This is a genomic window from Nocardioides kribbensis (assembly GCF_015070375.1).
In the GTDB taxonomy this organism is placed as follows: Bacteria; Actinomycetota; Actinomycetes; order Propionibacteriales; family Nocardioidaceae; genus Nocardioides; species Nocardioides kribbensis.
On sequence record NZ_JADCLL010000001.1, the window covers coordinates 1,098,017 to 1,120,711 of the forward strand.

At 77.1% G+C, this 22,695-nt stretch carries 25 protein-coding genes, 1 tRNA gene and 2 riboswitches; of the genes, 17 read left to right on the forward strand and 9 right to left on the reverse strand.

Annotated elements, in window-relative coordinates; translation table 11 throughout:
- Window positions 1-53: 53 nt before the first annotated feature.
- Entirely contained in the window at window positions 54-722 is a 669-nt protein-coding gene (locus tag IR170_RS05000) for a helix-turn-helix transcriptional regulator (protein WP_193661395.1), read from the reverse strand.
- Window positions 723-793: 71 nt separating this feature from the next.
- A complete protein-coding gene (locus IR170_RS05005) occupies window positions 794-1,441 on the reverse strand; it encodes a response regulator transcription factor (protein ID WP_193661396.1) in 648 nt (215 codons plus the stop codon).
- A 70-nt stretch (window positions 1,442-1,511) separates the two neighbouring features.
- On the opposite strand from IR170_RS05005, the gene IR170_RS05010 reads away from it, so the two are divergent.
- On the forward strand, window positions 1,512-2,330 hold the full coding sequence (locus IR170_RS05010) for a PIG-L deacetylase family protein (protein ID WP_227488717.1): 819 nt from the start codon (window positions 1,512-1,514) through the stop codon (window positions 2,328-2,330).
- On the opposite strand, the gene IR170_RS05015 is transcribed toward IR170_RS05010, so the two are convergent.
- On the reverse strand, window positions 2,303-3,376 hold the full coding sequence (locus IR170_RS05015; RefSeq protein ID WP_056903589.1) for an adenosine deaminase: 1,074 nt from the start codon (window positions 3,374-3,376) through the stop codon (window positions 2,303-2,305). The two genes, IR170_RS05010 and IR170_RS05015, sit on opposite strands and share 28 nt — an antisense overlap.
- Entirely contained in the window at window positions 3,373-4,098 is a 726-nt protein-coding gene (locus tag IR170_RS05020) for a DsbA family protein (protein ID WP_056863713.1), read from the reverse strand. The genes IR170_RS05015 and IR170_RS05020 overlap by 4 nt, the downstream gene beginning before the upstream one ends.
- Before the next feature lie 108 nt (window positions 4,099-4,206).
- Here IR170_RS05020 and orn point away from each other — a divergent pair, with 108 nt between their 5' ends.
- From orn to IR170_RS05040, 4 genes are all read left to right on the forward strand, one after another.
- A complete protein-coding gene (gene orn, locus IR170_RS05025) occupies window positions 4,207-4,833 on the forward strand; it encodes an oligoribonuclease (protein WP_056863712.1) in 627 nt (208 codons plus the stop codon).
- Between the two features lie 49 nt (window positions 4,834-4,882).
- Window positions 4,883-4,955: transfer RNA gene (locus tag IR170_RS05030), tRNA-His, on the forward strand.
- Window positions 4,956-5,103: 148 nt separating this feature from the next.
- Window positions 5,104-5,775 carry a Type 1 glutamine amidotransferase-like domain-containing protein gene (locus IR170_RS05035; RefSeq protein ID WP_193661398.1) on the forward strand — a complete coding sequence of 224 codons (672 nt, stop codon included), beginning with the start codon at window positions 5,104-5,106 and terminating at the stop codon, window positions 5,773-5,775.
- Window positions 5,776-5,806: 31 nt separating this feature from the next.
- On the forward strand, window positions 5,807-6,580 hold the full coding sequence (locus IR170_RS05040; RefSeq protein ID WP_193661399.1) for a hypothetical protein: 774 nt from the start codon (window positions 5,807-5,809) through the stop codon (window positions 6,578-6,580).
- 4 nt (window positions 6,581-6,584) lie between these two features.
- Here IR170_RS05040 and IR170_RS05045 read toward each other — a convergent pair whose 3' ends face one another.
- A complete protein-coding gene (locus IR170_RS05045; protein ID WP_193661400.1) occupies window positions 6,585-7,190 on the reverse strand; it encodes a hypothetical protein in 606 nt (201 codons plus the stop codon).
- Between the two features lie 115 nt (window positions 7,191-7,305).
- Window positions 7,306-7,438: riboswitch (cobalamin riboswitch) on the forward strand.
- 74 nt (window positions 7,439-7,512) lie between these two features.
- Here IR170_RS05045 and IR170_RS05050 point away from each other — a divergent pair.
- Genes IR170_RS05050 through IR170_RS20210 form a run of 3 tightly spaced genes read left to right on the forward strand, consistent with a single transcriptional unit; the run spans window position 7,513 to window position 10,660 of the window.
- On the forward strand, window positions 7,513-8,433 hold the full coding sequence (locus tag IR170_RS05050) for a nitrite reductase (protein ID WP_193661401.1): 921 nt from the start codon (window positions 7,513-7,515) through the stop codon (window positions 8,431-8,433).
- Entirely contained in the window at window positions 8,430-9,098 is a 669-nt protein-coding gene (locus IR170_RS05055; protein WP_056903584.1) for a precorrin-8X methylmutase, read from the forward strand. The genes IR170_RS05050 and IR170_RS05055 overlap by 4 nt, the downstream gene beginning before the upstream one ends.
- Window positions 9,095-10,660: a precorrin-2 C(20)-methyltransferase gene (locus tag IR170_RS20210; RefSeq protein WP_193661402.1), complete on the forward strand. Its 1,566-nt coding sequence runs from the start codon at window positions 9,095-9,097 to the stop codon at window positions 10,658-10,660. Before IR170_RS05055 ends, IR170_RS20210 begins: the two co-directional genes overlap by 4 nt.
- Before the next feature lie 6 nt (window positions 10,661-10,666).
- Here the strand turns inward: IR170_RS20210 and cobM are convergent, their stop codons facing one another.
- Together cobM and cbiE are read right to left on the reverse strand one after the other, a co-directional pair.
- Window positions 10,667-11,437 carry a precorrin-4 C(11)-methyltransferase gene (cobM, locus tag IR170_RS05065; RefSeq protein WP_193661403.1) on the reverse strand — a complete coding sequence of 257 codons (771 nt, stop codon included), beginning with the start codon at window positions 11,435-11,437 and terminating at the stop codon, window positions 10,667-10,669.
- Window positions 11,434-12,765, reverse strand: a complete 1,332-nt coding sequence (gene cbiE, locus IR170_RS05070; protein WP_319804910.1) for a precorrin-6y C5,15-methyltransferase (decarboxylating) subunit CbiE — start codon at window positions 12,763-12,765, stop codon at window positions 11,434-11,436. The genes cobM and cbiE overlap by 4 nt, the downstream gene beginning before the upstream one ends.
- Before the next feature lie 27 nt (window positions 12,766-12,792).
- A riboswitch (cobalamin riboswitch) is annotated at window positions 12,793-12,938 on the forward strand.
- Window positions 12,939-12,961: 23 nt separating this feature from the next.
- Between cbiE and IR170_RS05075 the strand changes: the two genes are divergently transcribed.
- From IR170_RS05075 to IR170_RS05090, 5 genes are read left to right on the forward strand one after another with little or no spacing between them, the layout of a single operon-like run.
- On the forward strand, window positions 12,962-14,995 hold the full coding sequence (locus IR170_RS05075; protein ID WP_193661404.1) for a VWA domain-containing protein: 2,034 nt from the start codon (window positions 12,962-12,964) through the stop codon (window positions 14,993-14,995).
- Window positions 14,995-15,612: a cob(I)yrinic acid a,c-diamide adenosyltransferase gene (gene cobO / locus IR170_RS05080; RefSeq protein WP_193661405.1), complete on the forward strand. Its 618-nt coding sequence runs from the start codon at window positions 14,995-14,997 to the stop codon at window positions 15,610-15,612. Before IR170_RS05075 ends, cobO begins: the two co-directional genes overlap by 1 nt.
- Window positions 15,609-16,976 (forward strand): cobyrinate a,c-diamide synthase, encoded by a 1,368-nt coding sequence (locus IR170_RS19320; RefSeq protein WP_319804911.1) that lies wholly within the window; start codon window positions 15,609-15,611, stop codon window positions 16,974-16,976. Before cobO ends, IR170_RS19320 begins: the two co-directional genes overlap by 4 nt.
- Window positions 16,969-18,015, forward strand: a complete 1,047-nt coding sequence (cobC, locus tag IR170_RS19325) for an Rv2231c family pyridoxal phosphate-dependent protein CobC (protein WP_227488413.1) — start codon at window positions 16,969-16,971, stop codon at window positions 18,013-18,015. The genes IR170_RS19320 and cobC overlap by 8 nt, the downstream gene beginning before the upstream one ends.
- Window positions 18,012-18,695: a hypothetical protein gene (locus tag IR170_RS05090; protein ID WP_193661406.1), complete on the forward strand. Its 684-nt coding sequence runs from the start codon at window positions 18,012-18,014 to the stop codon at window positions 18,693-18,695. The genes cobC and IR170_RS05090 overlap by 4 nt, the downstream gene beginning before the upstream one ends.
- A 13-nt stretch (window positions 18,696-18,708) precedes the next feature.
- Here IR170_RS05090 and IR170_RS05095 read toward each other — a convergent pair whose 3' ends face one another.
- Window positions 18,709-18,942 (reverse strand): hypothetical protein, encoded by a 234-nt coding sequence (locus tag IR170_RS05095; RefSeq protein ID WP_193661407.1) that lies wholly within the window; start codon window positions 18,940-18,942, stop codon window positions 18,709-18,711.
- Between the two features lie 235 nt (window positions 18,943-19,177).
- On the opposite strand from IR170_RS05095, the gene IR170_RS05100 reads away from it, so the two are divergent.
- The 4 genes from IR170_RS05100 (at window position 19,178) to IR170_RS05115 (ending at window position 22,138) form a co-directional block, all read left to right on the forward strand.
- On the forward strand, window positions 19,178-19,414 hold the full coding sequence (locus IR170_RS05100) for a CbtB domain-containing protein (protein WP_193661408.1): 237 nt from the start codon (window positions 19,178-19,180) through the stop codon (window positions 19,412-19,414).
- Between the two features lie 93 nt (window positions 19,415-19,507).
- Window positions 19,508-20,311 carry a CbtA family protein gene (locus tag IR170_RS05105; RefSeq protein WP_227488414.1) on the forward strand — a complete coding sequence of 268 codons (804 nt, stop codon included), beginning with the start codon at window positions 19,508-19,510 and terminating at the stop codon, window positions 20,309-20,311.
- Entirely contained in the window at window positions 20,308-21,390 is a 1,083-nt protein-coding gene (cobT, locus tag IR170_RS05110; RefSeq protein ID WP_193661409.1) for a nicotinate-nucleotide--dimethylbenzimidazole phosphoribosyltransferase, read from the forward strand. The genes IR170_RS05105 and cobT overlap by 4 nt, the downstream gene beginning before the upstream one ends.
- A complete protein-coding gene (locus tag IR170_RS05115) occupies window positions 21,383-22,138 on the forward strand; it encodes an adenosylcobinamide-GDP ribazoletransferase (protein ID WP_193661410.1) in 756 nt (251 codons plus the stop codon). The genes cobT and IR170_RS05115 overlap by 8 nt, the downstream gene beginning before the upstream one ends.
- A gap of 5 nt (window positions 22,139-22,143) precedes the next feature.
- Here IR170_RS05115 and IR170_RS05120 read toward each other — a convergent pair whose 3' ends face one another.
- Window positions 22,144-22,692 (reverse strand): bifunctional adenosylcobinamide kinase/adenosylcobinamide-phosphate guanylyltransferase, encoded by a 549-nt coding sequence (locus tag IR170_RS05120; protein WP_193661411.1) that lies wholly within the window; start codon window positions 22,690-22,692, stop codon window positions 22,144-22,146.
- Window positions 22,693-22,695 lie beyond the last annotated feature (3 nt).

Sequence of the window (22,695 nt, forward strand, 5' to 3'; positions counted from 1 at the left end):
GTCCGGTCGAGGTGGTCTGGACCGGTCTCACCGCCGAGCGCCGGGGCGGCAGGTCAGGAGGCGCGCGTGCCCGTGGGCTGGCGGACCATCTCGGCGTCGCCGAGGCCGTGCTGCAGGCCCCAGGCGACGGCCTGGGTGCGGCGCTCGACGTCGATCTTGCGGTAGGCGCCGCGCACGTAGGTCTTCACCGAGTTGATCGACAGGTAGAGCCGCTTGCCGATCTCGACGTTGGTGTAGCCCTGGGTGATGAGGGCCAGGATCTGCGCCTCGCGCGGGGTGAGGCCGTTGTCGGCGGCGCCGCCGCGGGCGACGACGGCGGCGTGGGCCGCCCGGTCGACGGTGGGGCGGGGGCCCGGCGGGGGGCCGACGTGGCGGTGGACCGCCTCGATGCCGGCCACGAGCTGGGCGCCGGTGAGCGACTTGGAGAGCCGGCCGACGACGGGCCCGGCGGGCGCGCCCTGGGCGCTGTGCTCGCGCCAGGTGTAGACGACCGGGCGCGCGCCCGAGGAGGCGGCGAGCGAGCGGAGCATCGAGTGGCTGCTCTGCGAGAGCCGCACCGGCTCGTAGAGGATGACGTCGACCGCCCGCGGCTCCACCAGCGCGTCACCGAGCTCCACCAGCACCACCCGCGAGCGGTAGGGCTCGAGCAGCGCACGCACGCCCGGCAGGACGACGTGGAAGTCGTCGACGAGCGTCGCGACGACGGGTGCGGAGGGACTCACGCCGTCGAATGTATACAGACGCCGTGGCGTAAAGCACGACGCCCCTGCAGTCCTCACCCGATCGGGTGAGGTCAGCGGAGCACCCGGGCGTGGTCGGGCGAGAAGCCGTGCTGCATGCCCCACGCCACCGCCTGGGCCCGGCGGGAGACCCCGATCTTGCGGTAGCCGGTGCGGATGTAGGTCTTCACCGAGTTGATGCTGAGGTAGGACCGGTCGGCGATCTCCTGGTTGGACAGGCCCTGGGTGATCAGCGCGATCACCTCGGCCTCGCGCGCCGACAGGCCGTGGTCGCGACCCGGCCACGCGCCGCGGTCGTGCTCGTCGAGGTCCTCGACCTCACCGGGTCGCACGGTCTCCCCGGCGCAGACCCGGGTGATGGCCTCGACGATGTCGCGCGCGTCGGACTGCTTGGACAGGTAGCCCGACGCCCCGCGGGCGATCGTGCGCTCGACGAGGTCGGCCTGCACGTTCCAGCTGAAGACCACGACCTTGGGCGAGCCGTCGGCGACGAGGTCCTCCAGCTCGATCCCGTCGCCCTGCACCTGGCCGAAGGTGTCGTAGAGCACCACGTCGACGTCGCCGACCACGCCGACGCCGATGTCGAGCTCCACCACGTCGACGCGCGAGCGGTACGGCGCGAGCAGCGCGGCGACGCCGGCGACGACGATCTCGTAGTCGTTGACGACCGCGACGCGCACGGGGCCGGCCGGGTTGCTCATGGCACGACAGTATTCACCCGGCGGGAGGAAGTGCCCACGGGCCGCCGGAATCTAGGTTCTGTCGGTGACGATGACGTCGGACCGGGACGGGGAGCGCGCGCACCCGTCGAGCGCCGGCGACCGTGCCGGCGACGCCCCGGCCACCTCGTCGGTCGCCGACTGGCAGGCCCATCCCCGCTACGGCGCCGTGCCGCTGCTGCGGCTGAGCCACGGCGAGCGGGCCTGCACCCGGCTGGTCGTCGTCAGCGCCCACCCCGACGACGAGAGCCTCGGGGCCGCGGGCCTCATGGCCACGGCCCACCGCCAGGGCGTCCCCGTCTACGTCGTGCTGCTCACCGCCGGCGAGGCCAGCCACCGCCCCTCGCAGCTCATGACGCGCCACGCGCTGGCGACCACCCGGCTGGCCGAGATGGAGAACGCCCTGGCCCGTCTCGCGCCCGAGGCCCCCCTGGTGTTCCTCGGCGCCGCCGACGGCGAGGTCGCCGCCCAGGAGCAGGCCGTCGCCGCGAGCCTCGCCGGCCTGGTGGGCGACGGGTCCAGCACCCTGCTGGCCGCGCCGTGGCGCCACGACGGGCACCCCGACCACGAGGCCGCCGGGCGTGCCGCGGCCGTGGCGGCGCAGCGCAGCGGCGCGCGGCTGCTGGAGTACCCCGTGTCGCTGTGGCCCACCCGCGGCCCCCAGGACGCGCCCTGGGAGCAGATGGTGCGCCTCGACCTCGACCCCGACCTCGTCGCGACGAAGGCCCGGGCGCTGCAGAGCCACGTCAGCCAGCTCTCCACCCTGCCCGAGCGGGTCCTGGCCCACTTCCGCGGGCCGGTCGAGCACTACGTCGAGACTCCGGCCGAGGTGCCGGTCGAGGGTCAGGCCGAGGACGCCGGTCCGGCGTAGGCGTCGATCTCGGCGAGCACGCGCGCCCGGGTGGCGTCGTCGGCGAACGACGCGCGCACGCCGGCGCGGGCGAGGTCCTTGACCCCGGCCTCGTCGAGGTCGAGCAGGTCGGCGGCGATCTCGTACTCGCGGTTGAGCGTCGTGCCGAACATCGGCGGGTCGTCGGAGTTGATCGTCACCACCACCCCGGCGTCGCGGAAGGCGCGCAGCGGGTGGTCGGCCAGGGTGGCGACGGCGCGGGTGGCGACGTTCGACGACGGGCAGACCTCCAGCGGCACCCCGGTCTCGGCCAAGTGGGCCAGCAGGGCGGGGTCCTGGGCCGCGGAGGTGCCGTGGCCGATGCGCTCGGCCCCCAGCAGGCGCAGCGCGTCCCAGACCGTCTGCGGCCCGGTGGTCTCGCCGGCGTGGGGCACGCTGTGGAGGCCCGCGGCGCGCGCGGCGGCGAAGTGGGGCTCGAACTGCGGGCGCGGCACGCCGATCTCCGGACCGCCGAGCCCGAAGCCGACCAGCCCGTCGGTGGGGTGGCGCAGCGCGAGGTCCAGGGTCAGGTCGGCCGCGGGCAGGCCGGCCTCGCCGGGGATGTCGTAGATCCAGCGGAGCACGATCCCGAAGTCGCGCTCGGCGGCGACGCGGGCGTCCTCGATGGCCTCGTTGAAGGCCCCGATCGCGACGTGGGGCTCGCCCCGCAGCGCCTGCACCGAGGTGTAGGGGGTGCAGGTCAGCTCGGCGTAGCGCAGGGACTGCGTGGTGGCCATCTCGCGCGCGATCTCGTAGGTGAGGAAGCGGATGTCCTCGGGGGTGCGCACGAGGTCGACCACCGCGAGGTAGACCTCGATGAAGTGGGCGAAGTCGCGGAAGGCGAAGAAGTCGCGCAGCGCGTCGGGGTCGCTCGGCACGGTGCCGGGGTGGCGCTCGGCCAGCTCGCTGACGATGGCGGGGCTGGCCGAGCCGACGTGGTGCACGTGCAGCTCGGCCTTGGGCAGCCCGGCGACGAAGGCGCGCAGGTCGGGACGGGGGCCGAGCCCCGTCGTGGAGGAGTCGCTCACCCCACGGTCTCGTTGATCTGGTCGAGGATCTGCTCGGGGTCGCCGGAGATCTGCTCACCGTCGAGGAGCACCGTCGGGGTGCCCTGCACGCCGGCGTCCTGGGCGGCGGTGGTGGCGGCCTCGACCCAGTCGACCATCGACTCGCCGAGGATGCCGTCGCTGACCGCCGACTCCTCGGCGCCGGCCTCGACGGCCAGGTCGAGCAGCGCCTGGTTGTCGGGGAAGGGGCCCTCCTCGGAGGGCTGGTTGGCGTAGAGCAGGTCGTGGAACTCCTTGGCGGTCTCCGGGCCGCTCTCCTCGAGCACGACGGCGAAGGCGCTGGTGGCGCGCTCGGAGTAGTCGCCGATCCGGCTCAGCAGGTTGAAGGGGCGGTACTCCACCAGCACCGACCCGTCGTCGGCGAGCTGCTGGAGCTCCTCGCCGGTGCCGGCCTCGAGCTGGCCGCAGAAGGGGCAGAGGAAGTCCTCGTAGATGACGACCTGGTGGGGGGCGTCCTCCTCGCCGATGGTGACGCCGTACTCGCTCTGGCCGGCCGGGGAGGCGGTGACCTCTCCCCCGCCCCGCAGGCTCTGGACCCCGAAGGCGATCCCGACCACGACGACGAGCGCGAACACGACCAGCGTGATGCTGCGGATCGTGCGGCGGCGCTCCGCGCGCTTCTGGTCCTCGAGGGCGGCGGCGGCGCGCTGCGAGCGCTCCTGCTGACTGGGCTTCTTGGCCATGGGGTTTCCTCGGCGGTGCGGGTCGACGGCTGGCGTCCAGAACTCTAGGGGCCCGACCTGAGCCGTCGCTGAGTCGGGCCGAGCGCCTCGGCGCGTAGGGTGCGCGCCATGAATGATCGACTGGTCTGGATCGACTGCGAGATGACCGGGCTCGACCTCGGCGCCGACGCCCTGATCGAGGTGGCGGCCCTCGTGACCGACTTCGACCTCAACGTGCTCGGCGAGGGCGTCGACCTCGTCGTGCGCCCGCCGGCCGCCGCGCTGGAGCAGATGGGCGACTTCGTGCGCGACATGCACGAGAAGTCGGGGCTGCTCACCGAGCTCGACGCCGGGCTGACCATGGCCGACGCCGAGGCCGCCGTCCTGGCCTACGTGCGCGAGCACTGCGGCGACGGCAGCCGACCGCCGCTGGCCGGCAACACCGTGGGCACCGACCGCGCCTTCCTGGCCCGCGACATGCCCGAGCTCGAGGCCTTCCTGCACTACCGGATCATCGACGTCTCCTCGATCAAGGAGCTGGCCCGGCGCTGGTACCCCCGGGCCTACTACGCCGCCCCCGAGAAGCGCGGCAACCACCGCGCCCTGGCCGACATCCAGGAGAGCATCGAGGAGCTGCGCTACTACCGCGAGGCGGTCTTCGTGCCCCAGCCCGGGCCCGACAGCGCCGCGGCCCGCGCCATCGCCGCCACCCACGGCGGGTCGATCACGGGCCTCGATTCCACCTCCGGGAGCTGAGTCCCCTACACTTCATCGCGCGGTTCCGGCTCCGTCCGGCGCGCGCATGGTGGGTATAGCTCAGCTGGTAGAGCGCTGCCTTGTGGTGGCAGATGTCGCGGGTTCAAGTCCCGTTACTCACCCCGACACCGAGCCCCCGACCTGGTCCCCAGGTCGGGGGCTCGCTGCGTCCGGCGTCACCTCCGGCGCCGCGTCCGGCACCGATGAGTCGGGGTGGCACCGTCGGTCTGCTCCTGTGCCCGGCTCCCCCACCCGCCCTGGAGGCACCTCGTGAAGCTCCTGCTCACCTCCGGCGGCGTCACCAACGCCGCGATCGAGGCCGCCCTCGTCGACCTGCTGCCCCGGCCGGTCGAGGAGTGCCGCGCCCTCCTGGTGCCGACCGCCCAGTGGGGCCACCCGATGTGCGGGCCCGGCTCGGTGCGCGGGGCCGTGGTCGGTGCGGCGCCGCACGACCAGTCGGGCGTGTCCCTGCCCTGGGCCTCGGTCGGGCTGCTCGAGCTCACCGCGCTGCCCAGCATCGGCCCCGAGCGCTGGGAGCCGTGGGTGCGCGGCACCGACGTGCTGCTGGTCGACGGCGGCGACGCGACGTACCTGGCGCACTGGCTGCGGGCCTCGGGCCTGCTCGACGTGCTCGCGACGATGCCCGCGCTGGTCTGGGTGGGCACGAGCGCCGGGAGCATGGTGGCGACGCCGCGGATCGGGGCCGACTTCGTGGAGTGGGCCGGCGCCGAGGACGACCGCACCCTCGGCTGGGTCGACGTGTCGATCTTCCCCCACCTCGACCACCCGCAGATGCCGGAGAACACCCTGGCCGCGGCCCGCAGCTGGGCCGCGGGCCTCGACCACCCCTCCTACGCCCTCGACGACGACTCGGCCCTCGTGGTCGACGACGGCGAGGTCAGGGTCGTCTCCGAGGGGCGCTGGGAGCGGCTCGGGGCCTGACCGGGCTGGTGCGCCCGGGGATGCTGGGGGCATGAGGCCCTCCGCCGCGTCCACCGCGACCCCCGTCGTCGGGCTCATCGGCCTGCTGACGGGTGCGCTCACCGGGTGCGCGGCGTCGGCCGACGACCTCGCCGCGCGCGGCGAGCGCTCCCCGAGCGTGGTCGACGTCGTGGTCGAGCCCGACGCCGCCGACGACGGCGCCGGGCCCCTCTCCGCAGCCAGCCACCACGTGCGCGCGGTGATGCGCGCCGACGCCACGGCCGAGGAGGTCATGGCCCTCTTCGACGCCTACGACGACCAGGTCGAGGCCGGCGACGTCGTGTCGGTGTCGGTCACCCTGGAGGGGGCCACGGGCGCCTCGCTGGCCTCGGGCGAGGGGGTGGAGGTGTCGCTGCGCGAGGTGGAGGACCTGGTGCGCGCCCAGGCCGACCCGGTGGTGACGTCCTACCTGCTGCAGGACTACCCCGACCTCCCGCTCGTGCAGGTCGGGCTGGCGCCGGTGTCCTTCGCCGAGGTCGTCTCGGTCGCCGACCGCTACCTGCTCCTCGACGACCTCGAGTCGGTCACCGTCTCCTCCGGCGACCTCGTGCTCCGGCGCGAGGCCGTCGACGGCTCGGCCGAGCGGGTCGCCGCCCGCGAGGCCGCGGTGCTGGCCGTCGCCGAGCGCTTCGACCTGCTCGGCGCCGACGTCTCGGGCCGGGGCCCCGACCTTGAAGTCGACGTCGCCGACGGCCAGGAGGCCGCCGCCCGCCGCTTCCTCGCGCGCACCGCGACCGACGACGTCGGGCGGGTGGTCGTGCGCTGAGGACTCAGCGCGCGACCCCGCGCCCCCGGCGTACGCCGAGCAGCGCCGCGCCGCCCGCGAGGGCGAGGCCGGCCAGACCCAGGCCGAGCGGGAGGGCGACCCACGCGCCGAGGCCGGCGAGCGGCGGAGGCAGCGCGGGGGCCGACTCGACCGCGACGGGCGCGGCGGCGCGCTCGCAGGTGACCTCGACCGACGACGACGCCGGCCGGATGCTCGAGGTGGCGACCCAGTCGCCCGCGCTGCCGCCCTCGCGGCGGTGGGCGCCGTCGACGGGGCCGGGCTCGAGCGCGGCGCCGCCCCCGGTGTCGCGGACCGTGCAGGCCGGGACGACCTCGGCGTCGTAGGTCCACACCAGCGCGGGGCCGTCGTCGGCGAGCTCGACGACGTGGGGGCGGCCGTCGGCGGGCACGAGGGCGGCCTGCGACCAGCGGTAGCCGTCGGCGTGGCTCAGCGCGAGCACCGCCCCGGCCACCACAGCCAGGACGAGCAGCAGGGCCGCGGTGGCCGCGAGGGCTGGGCCCCGCGGGTCGCGCCGGCCCGGGTCGCGCGGGTCGCGCGGGTCGGGCCGGGCGACGTCGGTGGCGACGGGCTCGGACTCGCACTCGGTCACGGGCGCATCCTGCCACCCGCCCGACGCGGACGTGGGGCGCGCGCGGGAGCGGTCGTTGGTAACGTGCGCAGCGCCAGTCGACCCCCGGGTGCGCCGCGAGGCGGGCCCGGAGGTCAGGGAACCCGGTGAGAGTCCGGGACTGACGCGCAGCGGTATGGGTGACGGGCGGGACCTCTGTCTCACGACAGGCCACTGGACGAGAGTCCGGGAAGGTGTCCCGCGCCGGGTGATCCCGAGTCCGAAGACCTGCTGGCCCTTGCGGCAGCCGCCGTGAGGTCGTGACGGGCTTCGCGCACGAGCCCCGGCCTCCGGAGTGACCTCCATGCCCGACCCGACCCTCCCCACCGCGCGCCGGCGGCGCGACCGCTGCCCGGGGGTGACCCGCCCGTGGCTGGCCGACGACGGCGCCCTGGTGCGCCTGCGCCTGGTGGGCGGCGCGCTGCCGGCGCCCGCCCTGCTGCGGCTCAGCGAGGTCGCCCAGCGCTGGGGCGACGGCGACGTGCACCTCACCGCTCGCGCCAACCTGCAGCTGCGGGCGCTGCCCCACGACGGCGACCGCCTCACGCCCCCCGTCGCCGAGGCCCTCGCCGCGACCGGGCTGGTGCCGGCGCCGAGCCACGACCTGGTGCGCAACGTCATGGTCTCGCCGCAGTCGGGCCTGGCCGGCGGGCGCGCCGACCTGCGGCCCGTGGCCGCCCTGCTCGACACCCTGCTGCGCGCCGACGACGACCTCACCGCGCTGCCGGGGCGCTTCCTGCTGACCCTCGACGACGGTCGCGGCGACCTGCACGAGGCGCCCACCGACCTCGGCCTGGTCGCCCTCGACGCCACCCGGGCCCAGCTGCGCGTCGGCGCCCGGGGCTGGGGCGCGGTGGTCGACCTGCCCCGGGCGCCGCAGGCCGTGCTCGACCTCGCCCGCGACTTCCTGCGCCTGCGCGGCGGGGGACCCGACGCCCCGTGGCACGTCGACGAGCTGGCCGGTCTCGGCGTGCCGCTCGCCCACCCGCTCGCGCGCCCGACCGACCCCGACCCGGCCGCGCTGGTCACCGCCGACCCCCTGCCGGCCGGCCGTGTGCCGGGCGGCACCCACGTGCTCGCCCCCGAGGGCCGCCTCGACCCCGCCCTGGCCCGCGCGCTGTGCCGCACGGGCACCGACCTCGTGGTCACCCCGTGGCGCGGCGTGCTCGTGCCCGACCTCGCCCCCGCCCCCGCCCCCGCCCCCGCCCAGGAGACCACGCGATGACCACGCTGCTGCGCCGGCCCGGCCGCCACTACCCCTACGTCGCCCTCGGCCCGGAGATCTACCTCGACTCCTTCGCCACCATCCGCCGCGAGGCCGACCTGTCGGGCGTGCCCGAGGAGGCCGAGAAGGTCGCGGTGCGGATGATCCACGCCAGCGGCCAGGTCGACCTGGCCGCCGACCTCGTGCTCCACCCCGACCTCGGCCGCGCCGGGCGCGAGGCGCTGGCCGCCGGCGCCCCGATCCTCACCGACGCCCGCATGGTGGCCATGGGCATCACGGCGGGCCGGCTGCCGGCCGGCAACGAGGTCCGCTGCTTCCTCACCGACGAGCGGGTGCCCGCCCTGGCCCACGACTGGGGCACCACCCGCAGCGCGGCCGCGGTGTCGCTGTGGGAGCCCCACCTCGAGGGCGCGGTCGTCGCGATCGGCAACGCCCCCACCGCGCTCTTCCACCTGATGGAGATGCTCATCGACGGCGCCCCGCGACCGGCCGCGGTCGTGGGCTGCCCGGTGGGCTTCATCGGCGCCGCGGAGTCGAAGCAGGCGCTGGCCTCGCTGGCCGCCGACCACGGGATCGACGTGCCCTTCGCGACCGTGCGGGGCCGCCGTGGCGGCTCGGCGATGGCCTCGGCCGCCGTCAACGCCCTGGCCCAGGAGGCGGAGTGACCAGCCCGGCGTCCGGCCGCTTCCACGGCGTCGGCGTCGGGCCCGGCGACCCCGAGCTGCTCACGCTGAAGGCCGCGCGCCTCATCGGCGACGCCGACGTCGTGGCCTACCACGCCGGGCCCGGCAAGGAGTCGAACGCACGGCGTACGGCGGCGGGCCTGCTGCGGCCCGGCGTCGTCGAGGAGGTGCTGGTCTACCCCGTGACCACCGGCGCCACCGAGCACCCGGGCGGCTACACCGGCGCGCTCGCGGTGTTCTACGAGGAGTCGGCGCAGCGCCTGGCCGCCCACCTCGAGGCCGGTCGCGACGTCGTGCTGCTCTCCGAGGGCGACCCGCTGTTCTACGGGTCCTACATGTACATGCACGACCGGCTGGCCGAGCGCTTCGAGACCGAGGTCGTGCCGGGGGTGCCGGCCTTCGCCGCGGCCGCCGCGGCCGTGGCCTCGCCGCTGGTGCGCCAGACCGACGTGCTCACGGTGCTGCCCGGCACGCTGCCCGAGCCGGAGCTGGCGCGTCGCCTGGCCGACACCGACGGCGCGATCATCATGAAGCTGGGCCGCACCTTCCCCGCCGTGCGTCGCGCGCTGGCGGCGGCCGGGCGCCTGGAGCACGCGATGTACGTCGAGCGCGCCTCGATGCCCGCGCAGCGCTGGCTCCCGGTGGCCGACGTCGATCCCGCGACGGTGCCGTACTTCTCGCTGGTCGTCGTGGCCGGCGACAGCCGCCACGGACGCCGCACCCGCGACACCGGGCTGCCGGACGTGGCGGCCGCAGCAGGGGTCCCGGCGGCCACCGAGGCGGCGGAGCTGCTGGTGGTGGGGCTGGGGCCCGGCCCCGACCGGTGGCTGACCGCCGAGGTGAGCGCAGCGCTGGCCGAGGTCGACCACGTGGTGGGCTACGCGCCCTACGTCGACCGCGTGCCGCAGCGCGCCGGGCTGACCCGCCACGCGTCGGGCAACAGCGTCGAGATCGACCGGGCCCGCCTGGCCCTCGAGCTGGCCGCGCGCGGCGAGCGGGTCGCGGTGGTCTCCGGCGGCGACGCCGGGGTCTTCGGCATGGCGACCGCGGTGCACGAGGCCGCGGAGGCCGCGGGCGCCGAGGGGCGCGAGGACCTGGCCGGTGTCCCGGTGCGGGTGCTGCCCGGGGTCAGCGCCGTGCAGGCCGTGGCCGCGCGGGCGGGAGCGCCGATCGGCGGCGACTTCGCGGTGATGAGCCTGTCGGACCGGCTCAAGCCCTGGGCCGTGGTGGAGCGGCGGCTGCGCGCCGTGGCCGAGGCCGACCTGGTGCTCGCGGTCTACAACCCCGCGTCACGCTCGCGCACCGAGCAGGTGGTGCGGGCCCAGAAGACGCTGCTGGAGGTGCTGCCCGCCGACACCGTGGTCGTCGTGGGGCGCGACGTGGGGCGCGCCGAGGAGTCGCTGCGCGTCACGACCCTGGCCGAGCTCGACGCCGCCTCGATCGACATGAAGTGCCTGCTGATCGTGGGCTGCGCCCAGACCCGGGTCACCTCGTCGGGTCGGGTGTGGACCTCCCGCTCGGTGCCGGACCGGGCCGAGGGCTGAGTCGGCTCAGGAGCGGGGGCGGGTGGCGGAGTAGAGCCACGACTCACCCGAGGCGTCGGTGTCGCGGGCCAGGGCGCGACCGACGAGGATGACCGCGGCCTGGCGCAGCCCGGCCGCCTCCACCTGCTCGGCGATGTCGGCGACGGTGCCGCGCAGGACGAGCTCGCCGGGCTGGCTGGCCCGGAAGACGACGGCCACGGGGCAGTCGGCGCCGTAGTGGCCGGCGAGCTCGGCCATGGTCTCGCGCGTGCGGGCGACGGCCAGGTGCAGCGCCAGGGTGGCGCCGGTGGCGGCGTAGGCGGCCAGCGACTCCCCCTCCGGCATCGCGGTGGAGCGGGCCTGCACGCGGGTGAGCACCACCGACTGGGCCACGAGGGGCACGGTGAGCTCGCGGCCGACCAGGGCCGCCGCGGCGGCGTAGGAGGGCACGCCGGGGGTGACGTCCCAGGTGACCCCGGCCGCGTCGAGCCGGCGGGTCTGCTCGGCGAGCGCGGAGTAGAGCGAGGGGTCGCCGCTGGTGAGCCGCACGACCTGCTCCCCCGCCTCGTGGGCCGCACGCATCACCTCGACCATCGCGTCGAGGTCGAGGCCCTGGGTGTCGACCAGGCGGGCCTGCGGGCGGCAGTGGCCGAGCACCTCGGCGTCGAGGTAGGTGCCGGGGTAGAGCACCACGTCGGCCTCGGCCAGCATGCGCGCCGCGCGCAGGGTCAGCAGGTCGGCGGCGCCGGGGCCGGCCCCGACGAAGCGGACGGTCGGGGGCGGGGGCTCGGGGCTCACGGGGTGCTCCAGTCGGGGTCGCCCGGCCAGCGGGTCGGGTGGTCGGGCGGGGCGGTCCAGGCCCACTGGGTGACGGCGCGGGCGGGGGTCCAGCCCGTGAAGGTGCCGATCGGGGCGGCGGTCTCGACACCGTGGCGGGTCAGCTCGCCCCCGTGCTCGGCGTAGGCGGCGGCGAGCAGCTGCTCGGTCTCGAGCGTGACGCCGTGCACCACGAGCCGACCACCGGGTCGCAGCGCGGCGCGGCAGTGCTCGAGCAGGCCCGGCGCGGTGGCGCCGCCGCCGACGAAGACGGCGTGCGGGCTGGGCTGCCGCTCCAGCACCGCGGGCGCCCGGCCCTCGCGCACCTGCAGGTGGGGCACGCCGAGACGGCGGGCGTTGCGCCGCACCCGCTCGGCGCGCCCGGGGTCGGCCTCGAAGGCCCAGGCCTGGAGCGAGGGGTGGGCGCGCAGCCACTCGATGCCGATCGAGCCGGCGCCGGCGCCGACGTCCCAGAGCACCTCGTGGGGCCGGGGGGCCAGGCGGGAGAGGGCGCTCGCGCGCAGGTCGCGCTTGGTCAGCTGCCCGTCGTGCTCGAAGGCGTCGTCGGGCAGACCGGTGGTCCACGAGCCCGTCGGTGCCACGTCGCCGCCGGTGGGGCGCACCTCGAGGGCGAGCACGTGCAGGGCGGGCACGTCGGCGGCGGCGACGTCGGCCCAGCCGCCGGCGGTGGCCTCCAGGCGCGACTCGTGGGCCGCGCCGAGGTCGCCGAGCACGGTGAGGGCGCTCGCGGCGTACCCCTCCTCGACGAGCAGGGCCGCCACGGTCGCGGGGGTGCCGGCGTCGGAGGTCAGCAGGAGCAGGCGCACCCCGGGCGCGAGGTGGCGACGCAGCCGGTCGGTGTCGCGCCCGACCAGGGTGAGCGCCTCGCACTCCTCGTCGGACCAGTGCAGCCGGGCACGGGCCAGCGCGAGCGAGGACACCGCCGGGTGCACGACGAGCCGCTCGCGCGGCACCAGGGCGCGCAGGGTGGAGGCGATGCCCGAGACGGTGGGGTCGCCGGAGGCGAGCACCACGACCTCGTCGTCGGCGTGGGCGGCCAGGGTGAGGGGCAGCGACGCGCCGAAGGGTCGGCCCCACGGCCGGCGACGCTGGCCCTCGACGGCGGGCAGGAGGGCCAGCTGCCGGGCGCTGCCGAGCACCACGGACGCCTCGCCCACCAGCGCGCGGGAGGCCTCGGCGAGCGAGGACCAGCCGTCGGCGCCGATGCCGACGACGTCGACGCGCCGCGGCGCCGCCCCCCGCTCGGAGGCGTGCGGGGGGCCGTCGAGGGGGGACAGGTCGGGGGGCACGCTGCGTGACGCTATCGTGACCGCCACAGCTCCGAGGTGCCCCGAGGTCGCGAGACCGACGGGAGAATCTGGGAAGCCGGTGAGAGTCCGGCACAGGCCCGCTGCGGTGACCCGGGCGATGCGCGAGCGTCGACCCGGGGAGTCCGAAGACCGGCCTCGGGGTTCCTTTCCGATGGCGGACGAGCGGGAGCCTCTCATGCCACAGCACTACCCCTTCTCTGCCGTCGTCGGCTCCGCCGACATGTCGCTCGCGCTCGTGCTGAGCGCGATCTCGCCCGAGATCGGCGGCGTCCTCGTGCGCGGCGAGAAGGGCACGGCCAAGTCCACGATCGTGCGCGGTCTCGTCGGCGTGCTGCCGCCGATCGAGGTGGTCGCGGGCGACGCCTTCTCCACCGACCCCGCCGAGCGGCCCGACGCCCCGACCGAGCAGCGCCCGGTCAGGCTCGTCGAGCTGCCGGTCGGCGCCACCGAGGACCGCGTGCTCGGCTCGCTGCACCTGGAGAAGGCGCTCGCGCAGGGCGCGGCGGAGTACGAGCCGGGCCTGCTCGCCCGCGCCCACCGCGGCATCCTCTACGTCGACGAGGTCAACCTGCTCCACGACCACCTCGTCGACGTGCTGCTCGACGCCGCCGCCACGGGCCGCGCCACCGTCGAGCGCGACGGGGTCTCGGTGACCCACGCCGCCCGCTTCGTGCTCGTGGGCACCATGAACCCCGAGGAGGGCGAGCTGCGCCCGCAGCTGCTCGACCGCTTCGGGCTCACCGTGGAGGTGGCCGCCCCCCGCGACCCGGCGCTGCGCGTCGAGGTCGTGCGACGCCGGATGGCCCACGACGCCGACCCCGAGGCCTTCGCGCGGCGGTGGGCCGGCGCCGAGGCCGACCTCACCCGCCGCGTCGCGGCCGCCCAGGCCCTGCTGCCCGACGTCGTGCTCGACGACGACGTGCTGCTCAAGGTCGCCGAGCTCTGCGCGGCCTTCGAGGTCGACGGCCTGCGCGCCGACCTCGTCACCGCCCGCACCGCGGTGGCCCACGCCGCCTGGCACGGCCGGACCCGCGTCACCGTCGAGGACGTGCGCGCCGCCGCCCGGCTCGCCCTCCCCCACCGCCGTCGTCGCAACCCCTTCGACGCCCCCGGCCTCGACGAGGACCTCCTCGACGACGTGCTCGGCCCCGAGCCCGACGAGGGCCCCGAGGACGACCCCGACGGACCGGGTGAGGGGTCCGAGGGCGGGCCGGACCGAGGGCCGGGCGAGCAGCCGGAGGCGCCGTCGCAGTCAGGACCCGCCGAGCCGCCCGAGCCGGCGAGCGGGGCCGACGACACCCCCGGCCGCCCGGACCCGACCGCGGAGGCGCCCGAGGAGCCGACCCCGCAGCCGACCCCGCAGCCGACCCCGTCCCCCGCGGGGGCGGGCACGACGGTGGCGGCGGGCGCGACGTACCGGGCGCGGCTGTTCACGGTGCGCGGCACCGGCCGCGGGGAGAGCGGACGCCGCAGCCGGGCCGAGACCGACACCGGACGCCGCGTCGGCGCGCGGCCGGGCCGCACCGGTGCGATCCACCTCGCCGAGACCGTGCGCGCGGCCGTGCCCCACCAGGCGCTGCGCGGGCGTGCGCCGGGCGCCGGCGGACGGCTGCTGCTCGACGCCGACGACCTGCGGGTGGCGGTGCGGGAGGGCCAGGAGTCCAACCTCGTGCTCTTCTGCGTCGACGCCTCCGGCTCCATGGCCGCACGGCGCCGCATGGAGCAGGTCAAGGCCGCGATCCTCAGCCTGCTGCTCGACGCCTACCGGCGCCGCGACAAGGTCGGGCTGGTCACCTTCCGCGGGGCCGGCGCCGAGCTGACCCTGCCGCCCACCCGCTCGGTCGACGTGGCCGCCGCCCGGCTCGAGGTGCTGCCCGGCGGCGGGCGCACCCCGCTCGCCGAGGGCCTCGAGGAGGCCGCCCGGACCCTGGCCACCGAGCGGCTGCGCGACCCGCGCCGCCGCTCCCTGCTCGTCGTGGTGACCGACGGCCGCGCCACCGCCGGGACCGACGCCGTCGCCCGCTCCCGACGCGCCGCCGCCGCGCTCGCCGCCGCCGGCCAGGCCGCCCTGGTCGTCGACTGCGAGAGCGGGCCCATGCGCCTGGGCCTCGGGGGCGTCCTGGCGGCCCACCTGGGCGCCGAGCACGTGCCGCTGGCCGAGGTCAGCGCCGGCGCCCTCACCGCCACCGTGCGCGAGCGGGTCGCCTGATGGCGCCGAAGGGGCAGCCGCTGGCCGTGCCCGACGACGGCCTGACCACGGCCCAGCGGCGCACCCAGCCGCTGCTGATGGTGCACACCGGCGACGGCAAGGGGAAGTCGACCGCGGCCTTCGGGCTCGCGATCCGGGCCTGGAACCAGGGCTGGGACGTCGGGGTCTTCCAGTTCGTGAAGTCGGCCAAGTGGCGCATCGGGGAGCAGACCGTGCTCGAGCGCCTCGGCGAGCTGCACGACCAGACCGGCGAGGGCGGTCCGGTGGAGTGGCACAAGATGGGCGCCGGCTGGTCGTGGTCGCGCAAGGAGGGCTCGGAGGCCGACCACGCCACCGAGGCCGCCGAGGGCTGGGCCGAGGTCAAGCGGCGCCTGGCCGAGGAGCGCCACGACCTCTACGTGCTCGACGAGTTCACCTACCCCATGGAGTGGGGCTGGGTCGACGTCGACGACGTCGTCACCACCCTGCGCGAGCGGCCCGGGCGGCAGTACGTCGTGGTCACCGGCCGCCGCGCCCACCCGGCGCTGGTCGAGGCCGCCGACCTGGTCACCGAGATGACCAAGGTCAAGCACCAGATGGACCGCGGCCAGAAGGGCCAGAAGGGGATCGAGTGGTGACCCGGCTCCCCCGCGTCGTCGTCGCCGCCCCCTCCACCGGCCAGGGCAAGACCACGGTCTCCACCGGGCTGATGGCCGCGCTGCGCCGCGCCGGTCACGTCGTCAGCGGCCACAAGGTCGGCCCCGACTACATCGACCCCGGCTACCACGCCCTCGCCTGCGGCCGACCGGGCCGCAACCTCGACCCGCACCTCGTCGGCGAGGACCTCGTCGTGCCGCTGCTGCTGCACGGCGCCCGCACCCCCGAGCAGGCCGACGTCGCCGTCGTCGAGGGCGTCATGGGCCTCTACGACGGCCGGGTCGGCACCCGCGGCTTCTCCTCCACCGCCCACGTCGCCGCCCTCACCCGCAGCCCGGTCGTGCTCGTCGTCGACATCTCGCGCTCCTCGCGCTCCATCGGCGCCGTCGTGCACGGCATGGCCACCTGGGACCCCACCGTCACCGTGGCCGGTGTCGTGCTCAACCAGGCCGGCTCCCCGCGCCACGCCGCCGAGGTGCGCTCCAGCATCGACCTGCCCGTGCTCGGCACCATCCCCCGCGACGCCGGCGTCTCCGCGCCCTCGCGCCACCTCGGCCTCGTGCCCGCCGACGAGCGCGCCCTGTCGGCGGAGTCGCTGGACCACCTCGCCGACCACGTCGCCGCCCACGTCGACCTCGAGGCCGTCCTCGCCCTCGCCGCCACCGCGCCCGACCTCGCCGAGGACCCGTGGGCGCCGGAGGCCGTCCTACGCCGCCCCGAGGGGGCCGGCCGCCCGGTCGTGGCCGTCGCGGGCGGGCGGGCCTTCACGTTCCGCTACGCCGAGACCGAGGAGCTGCTGCGCGCGGCCGGCTGCGAGGTGGTGGGCTTCGACCCGATGCACGACACGGCGCTGCCCGCCGGCACGGCGGGGGTCTACCTCGGCGGCGGCTTCCCCGAGGTCCACGTCGGGGAGCTGGGCGGCAACGAGGCGCTGCGCGCCGCCCTGCGCGCGGCCGTGCTCGACGGCGTGCCGACGGTGGCGGAGTGCGCGGGGCTGCTCTACCTCTGCGACACCCTCGACGGGGCGCCGATGGTGGGGGCGCTGCCGGCCACCGCGGAGATGACGCCGCGACTGACCATGCGCTACCCCGTGGCGACCGCGGTCGGCGACAGCCTGCTCACCCGGCGCGGGGAGCAGGTCACCGGCCACGAGTTCCACCGCACCCACGTCGAGCCGGTGAGGGGCGACACCGCCACCTGGGAGGTCGACGGCGAGGCGGTCGGCTTCGGCACCGCCAGCCTGCACGCCTCCTACCTGCACACCCACTGGGCCGGCCACCCCCACCTCGCCCAGCGCTTCGCCGACGCGGTGCACGCCCGGGCCCGTGACCTGGCCCATGGCTGACGAAGCCCCGCCCGTCGACCCGCTGCGCCACCACGGCGACGCCGAGGTGCGCGGCAGCGGGCTGCTCGACCTGGCCGTCAACGTCCACGACGGCCCCCGGCCGGCGTGGCTCGACACGGCGCTCCACGCCGCCGTGGACGCCTCGGGCGCCTACCCCAGCCCCACCGAGGCGGAGGCCGCGCTGGCCCGGCGCCACGACCGGCCGGCCGAGGAGGTGCTGGCCACCGCCGGCGCGGCCGAGGCCTTCTCCCTCGTCGCGCGGTGGCGCGCGTGGCGCCGCCCGGTGGTGGTGCACCCGCAGTTCACCGAGCCCCACGCGGCGCTGGAGCAGGCCGGTCACGACGTCACGCCGGTGCTGCTGCCGGAGCCGTTCGTGCTCGACCCGGCCGCGGTGCCCGACGACGCCGACCTCGTGGTGCTGGGCAACCCGACCAACCCCACCGGGGTCCTCCACCCGGCCGAGGCCGTGCAGGCCCTGCTGCGCCCGGGGCGGGTGGTGCTGGTCGACGAGGCCTTCATGGACGCCGTGCCCGGCGAGACCGCGTCGGTGGCCGGGCTGCGCGCCCCGGGCCTGGTGGTCGTGCGCAGCCTCACCAAGCACTGGGGCGTCCCCGGCGTGCGCGCGGGCTACCTGCTGGCCTCGCGCCGCTCGGTCGCCGCCCTGCGCCGCGGGCAGGTGCCCTGGTCGGTCGCCACCACGGCCGCCGCCGCGATGACCGCCTGCTCCACCCCCGCCGCGGTCGCCGAGGGCGCCCGACGCGCCAGCGAGGTCGTCGCCCACCGCGAGCACCTCGAGCGCGGCCTGGCCGACCTCGGCGTCGACCACGTGACCTCCGCGGCCCCCTTCGTGCTCGTGCGCGCCGGCCACGGCGCCCACGGACGGCTGCGCGAGCGCGGGATCGCCGTGCGCCGGGCCGACACCTTCCCCGGCCTCGACGACACCTGGGTCCGGGTCGCGGTGCGCGCGCCCGCGGTCAGCGACCGGCTGCTCGCCGCGCTCGCCACGCCCGCCACACCACCCACGGCGGTGGAGCGGTGATCGCCTTCCACCGCCGCCGCGACTGCCCCCACCCCGCCGCGGCCCCCGAGCCCGACACCCGGCTGCGACGCCGGGACGGGGAGCCCTACCCCCACGTCAGCCAGTACGCCACGCCCGCCCTCATCCCCCGGCTGGTCGACGGCAGCGCGCGGGCCGAGGACGACCCCGCCTGGGCCACCACGGGCGCCTGCTGCCCGGCCGGCTACGCGTTCTGGGCCCACCGCATGTGCGGCGTCGCGGCCCTGGCCGGGCTCGTGGAGCACCGCCGCGGCGAGCGGCTCGAGCTCGTGCCGACCGCCGAGGACCTGCTCGACGTCGGCGGCTACGTCCTCACCCCCGAGCGCGTCCACGGCCTGGTCTACGCACCCCTCGTCGAGCTGCTGCGCACCCGGTGGGGCATCGGGGCGCGGGTGGCCGTCGACCTCCCCGCCGCCGACCTGGCCCGCGAGGTCGCCGCCGGCGCGCTCGCGATCGCCTCCGTGCACCCGGCCGTCCGCCGCGCCCCCGAGCCGCCGCCCGCGCGCGGCGGCCACCTCGTGACGCTGTGGGCGGCCGACGACGACGGGGTGCGGCTCACCAACCCCTCGGGCCTGCCCGGCCACAGCCAGCACGCCCGGCTGCCCGTCGACGTGCTCGCTCGCTACTACGCCGGCCGCGCCGTCGTGGTCGAGCCGGCCTGACCCGCCCGCGGGCTCAGCGCTGGCGCGACTGGAGCACGTGCAGCCGCCACCCGACGCCGACACCGAGCAGCCCCATCACGCCGGTGCCGATCGGCACGGCGTCGATCGGGCCGACCACGGCCAGGAGCACGGCGAGCACCAGCAGCACGACGCCCATGCCCGCGACCAGCCAGGCCGTGGGGTCGCGGCGGGCGGTGCTGGCGGGAGTGCTGCGGGGCGTGCTGCGGGAGCGGTCGCGGGGGTCCACGGCACCACGCTAGCGACCGCCCCGGAGCCCGGGACGGGACGGCCCCCACGCGGGGCCCCGATGGCCTAGGGTGAGCCCGCGGGCACGAGGAAGCCGGTGGGAATCCGGCACAGTCGCGCTACTGTGACAGCTCCTCCGCGGTCGACCACGGTCGGTCCGGGCGAGCTGGAGTCAGACCCGAGTGTCCGTCATCCATCCGCTTCGTCAGGGACGCACCCATCCCTCAGGAGGACACATGTCGCAGTCGTCTGCACCCACCGCTCCCCTCTCCCCGGGCCTCTCCCCGGCCGTCGAGGTCCCCGCGATCCCGCTCGGCCGGCTCGCCCCCTGGGCCCTCTTCTCCGGGCTGCTGTGCAGCCTCGTGCTGTTCTTCGTCAGCACCGACCAGGGCGCGGTCTCGGTCTTCTCCGGCACCGCGCTGCACGAGTTCGTGCACGACGGCCGCCACCTGCTGGGCTACCCCTGCCACTGAGCCCGTCCGGGCCTGCTCGCCACCACCCCTCACCTCCTCGGTGCCGGGGCCCGCTGAGGTGCGCCCCGGCGCCGGCACCCGAACGGAGCCCTCATGTCCCCAGCCACCACCCGGATGACCCCGCGCGCCTTCCTGGTCAGCGGCCTGCTCGTCGGCCTGCTCGCAGGCTGCGCCGCCTTCCTCGTCGCCACCTGGGCCGGTGAGCCCGCGGTCGAGGCCGCCGTCGCCCGCGAGGGCGGCCACGACCACGCCGCCGGCACGCCGGAGCACACCCACGAACCCACCGCGGGCGACGGCGCCGAGGAGGAGGTCGTCTCGCGCAGCACCCAGCGCACCTGGGGCCTGCTCACCGGCTCGGTCGCCGTCGGCGTGGCCCTCGGCGGTCTGCTCGCCCTGGGTGCGGCCGCCGCGGTGGGCCGCCTCGGCCCGCTGCGACCGGGGCCGACCGCGGCGCTCGTGGCCGGCGCCGGCTTCGTGTCGGTGGCCCTCGTGCCGTTCCTGAAGTACCCCGCGCTCCCGCCGGGCGTGGGCAGCGCGGAGACCATCGGTTCGCGCACCGCGCTCTACTTCACCTTCGTCGCCGTCTCGGTGGCCGCCGCCGTGCTCGCCGTGCTCGTGGCCCGTCGCCTGCTCCCGACCCAGGGCGGGTACGCCGCCGTGCTCGTCGGCACCGCCCTCTACCTGCTGGTCGTCGTGGTCGCCGCCGTCCTGCTGCCGGGCCCGGCCTCCGCGGGCGACGTGCCGGCCGACCTGCTGTGGAGCTTCCGCCGCGGGTCGCTGCTCACGCTGCTCGCCCTGTGGGGCGTGCTCGTCCTCGGCCTGGCCGGTGCCGTCGACCGGCTGGGCCGCCAGGAGAGCGCCCTGCGGGCCCGCCGCGAGCTGGCGGCCAGCCTGTGACCGGCCCGACCGGCCCCGCCGCGCCGTCGGCCGCCGCGCGCGCGGCCGCGGCCGAGCGGCTGGCCGGCCTGGCCACGCCGGCGGGTGCGCTCGGGCGCCTGGGCGAGCTCGGCGTGTGGCTGGCCGCGGCGCAGGACTGCGTGCCGCCGCGGCCGCTCGAGCGGGTGCGGCTGGTCGTGCTGGCCGGCGACCACGGGGTCGCCGGCCACGGGGTGTCGGCGTACCCGCCCGCGATCACCGGGGCCATGGTCCGCACCTTCCTCGCCGGACGCGCCGGGGTCTCGGCGCTGGCCGCCGCTCACGGCGTGCACGTGCGGGTGCTCGACCTCGGCGTCGACGACGACCTCGACGGCCTCGCGCCCGAGGTGCACGCCGCGCTCACCGCCCACAAGGTGCGCCGCGGCAGCGGGGCGCTCCACCTCGAGGACGCGCTCACCCCCGAGCAGACACGCGCCGCCCTCGAGGCCGGGCGCGCCGTGGCCCGCGAGGAGGTCGCGGCCGGGGCCGACCTCCTGCTCACCGGCGACATGGGCATCGGCAACACCACCCCCGCCGCCTGCCTGGTCGCCGCCGGCCTCGGGCTGGGCGCCGACGAGGTCACCGGCCGCGGCACCGGCGTCGACGACGCCGGCCTGGCCCGCAAGCGCGAGGTCGTGGCCCAGGCGCTCGCCCGCGCCGGCGACCGCGTCGCCGACCCCGTCGAGACCCTCACCGCGCTCGGCAGCGCCGACCTCGCCGCCACCGTCGGCCTGCTCACCGAGGCCGCCCGCAGCGGCGTGCCGGTGCTGCTCGACGGGCTGATGTCGGTGGCGTGCGCGCTCACCGCGGAGCGGCTCGCGCCGGGGTCCGCCGCGTGGTTCGTCGCCGCTCACCGCTCCCCCGAGCCGGCCCAGTCGCTGGCGCTGGCCCACCTGGGCCTCGAGCCGCTGCTCGACCTCGGGCTGCGCCTGGGCGAGGGCAGCGGCGCGGTGGCGGCGGTGCCGGTGCTGCGCAGCGCGGTGGCCCTGCTGCGCGACGTCGCGCAGCTGGCCGACCTGGTGCCCGCCCCGGGGCTCGATCCGGGGCCCCTCGGTGCGTGACGCCTGGCGCCTGGCCCTCGGCACGCTGACCGCGATCCCCGTCGCCCCGCCCGGCCACGTCGACCGCTCCACCGCCGCGCGCGCGATGCTGCTGGCGCCCCTGGCCGCGGCGCCGCTCGGGCTGCTGGTGGCCCTCGTCGGCTGGGCCGGCGCCGGGGCCGGTCTCGACCGGCTCGCGGTGGCCGTGGTCGCCGTGGGGGTCCTCGCCGCGGGCACCCGCGCCCTGCACTGGGACGGCCTGTCGGACACCGTCGACGGCCTCACCGCCTCCTACGACCGCGAGCGGTCGCTGGCGGTGATGCGCACGGGCACGTCGGGCCCCGCCGGCGTCGTGGCCACCGTCGTCGTGCTCCTCGCCCAGGTCGCCGCTCTCGCCTCGCTGCTGCGCCTCGACGGCGGCTGGTGGCTGGCCGGCCTCGCCGTCGCGGTCTCGCGCTGCGCCCTGGTGCTGACCTGCCTGCGCGGGGTGCCCGGCGCGCGGGGCGACGGGCTCGGGTCGGGCTTCACCGGCACCGTGGCGCCGCTCGCCGCGGCGGTGTCGTGGCTCCTGGGCACGGCCGCGCTCGTCGCCGTCGCCGCCGCGGTCGGCCTCGAGGCGTGGCGCGCCCCGGTCGCCGCGCTCGCCGCCGTGGCCGTCGTCGGCCTGCTCGTGCGGCGCACCACCCGGCGCCTCGGCGGGGTCACCGGCGACGTCTTCGGCGCCGCCGTCGAGCTGGCGCTCGCCGCGCTGCTGGTGGCGCTGTCGTGAGCCGCTCAGAGCACGAGCACGCGGCCGGCCACCACGAGGTGCACCGCCTCGCACTCCGCGGCCAGGCGCTGGTTGGCCAGGCCGAGCAGGTCGCGGAAGACCCGGCCCGAGCGGTGCGCGGGCACCACGCCGAGACCGACCTCGTTGGTCACCAGCACCACGTCGCCCGCCGCCCCGGCCAGCGCCGCGGCCGCCTCGTCGAGCCGCGCGCCGACCAGCGCGTGCAGCGCCTCGCTCGGCTCCTCCCAGGCCTCGGCGTCGTCGAGCAGCCGGGTCAGCCAGGTGCCGAGGCAGTCCACGAGCACCGCGCCGTGACCAGCGCCGTGACCAGGGCCGTGCCCGGCGCCGGCCAGGGCGCCGGCGAGGTCGCCGGTCTCCAGCGTGCGCCAGGCCGCCGGCCGTCGCGCCCGGTGGGCGGCCACACGGGCGGCCCAGTCGGCGTCGTCGAGCACCGGGCCGGGCGCGACGTAGGTGACGTCCTCGCGCCCCGCGAGCAGCCCCTCCGCGTGGCGCGACTTGCCCGAGCGCACTCCCCCGGTCACCAGCACCCTCACCAC

Bases quoted from the DNA above. Each gene is read 5' to 3' on its own strand.
- IR170_RS05005 (WP_193661396.1), bottom strand. From the start codon at position 1,441: ATGAGCAACCCGGCCGGCCCCGTGCGCGTCGCGGTCGTCAACGACTAC.
- IR170_RS05010 (WP_227488717.1), top strand. From the start codon at position 1,512: ATGACGTCGGACCGGGACGGGGAGCGCGCGCACCCGTCGAGCGCCGGC.
- IR170_RS05020 (WP_056863713.1), bottom strand. From the start codon at position 4,098: ATGGCCAAGAAGCCCAGTCAGCAGGAGCGCTCGCAGCGCGCCGCCGCC.
- orn (WP_056863712.1), top strand. From the start codon at position 4,207: ATGAATGATCGACTGGTCTGGATCGACTGCGAGATGACCGGGCTCGAC.
- IR170_RS05040 (WP_193661399.1), top strand. From the start codon at position 5,807: ATGAGGCCCTCCGCCGCGTCCACCGCGACCCCCGTCGTCGGGCTCATC.
- IR170_RS05050 (WP_193661401.1), top strand. From the start codon at position 7,513: ATGCCCGACCCGACCCTCCCCACCGCGCGCCGGCGGCGCGACCGCTGC.
- IR170_RS05055 (WP_056903584.1), top strand. From the start codon at position 8,430: ATGACCACGCTGCTGCGCCGGCCCGGCCGCCACTACCCCTACGTCGCC.
- IR170_RS05075 (WP_193661404.1), top strand. From the start codon at position 12,962: ATGCCACAGCACTACCCCTTCTCTGCCGTCGTCGGCTCCGCCGACATG.
- cobO (WP_193661405.1), top strand. From the start codon at position 14,995: ATGGCGCCGAAGGGGCAGCCGCTGGCCGTGCCCGACGACGGCCTGACC.
- cobC (WP_227488413.1), top strand. From the start codon at position 16,969: ATGGCTGACGAAGCCCCGCCCGTCGACCCGCTGCGCCACCACGGCGAC.
- IR170_RS05100 (WP_193661408.1), top strand. From the start codon at position 19,178: ATGTCGCAGTCGTCTGCACCCACCGCTCCCCTCTCCCCGGGCCTCTCC.
- IR170_RS05105 (WP_227488414.1), top strand. From the start codon at position 19,508: ATGTCCCCAGCCACCACCCGGATGACCCCGCGCGCCTTCCTGGTCAGC.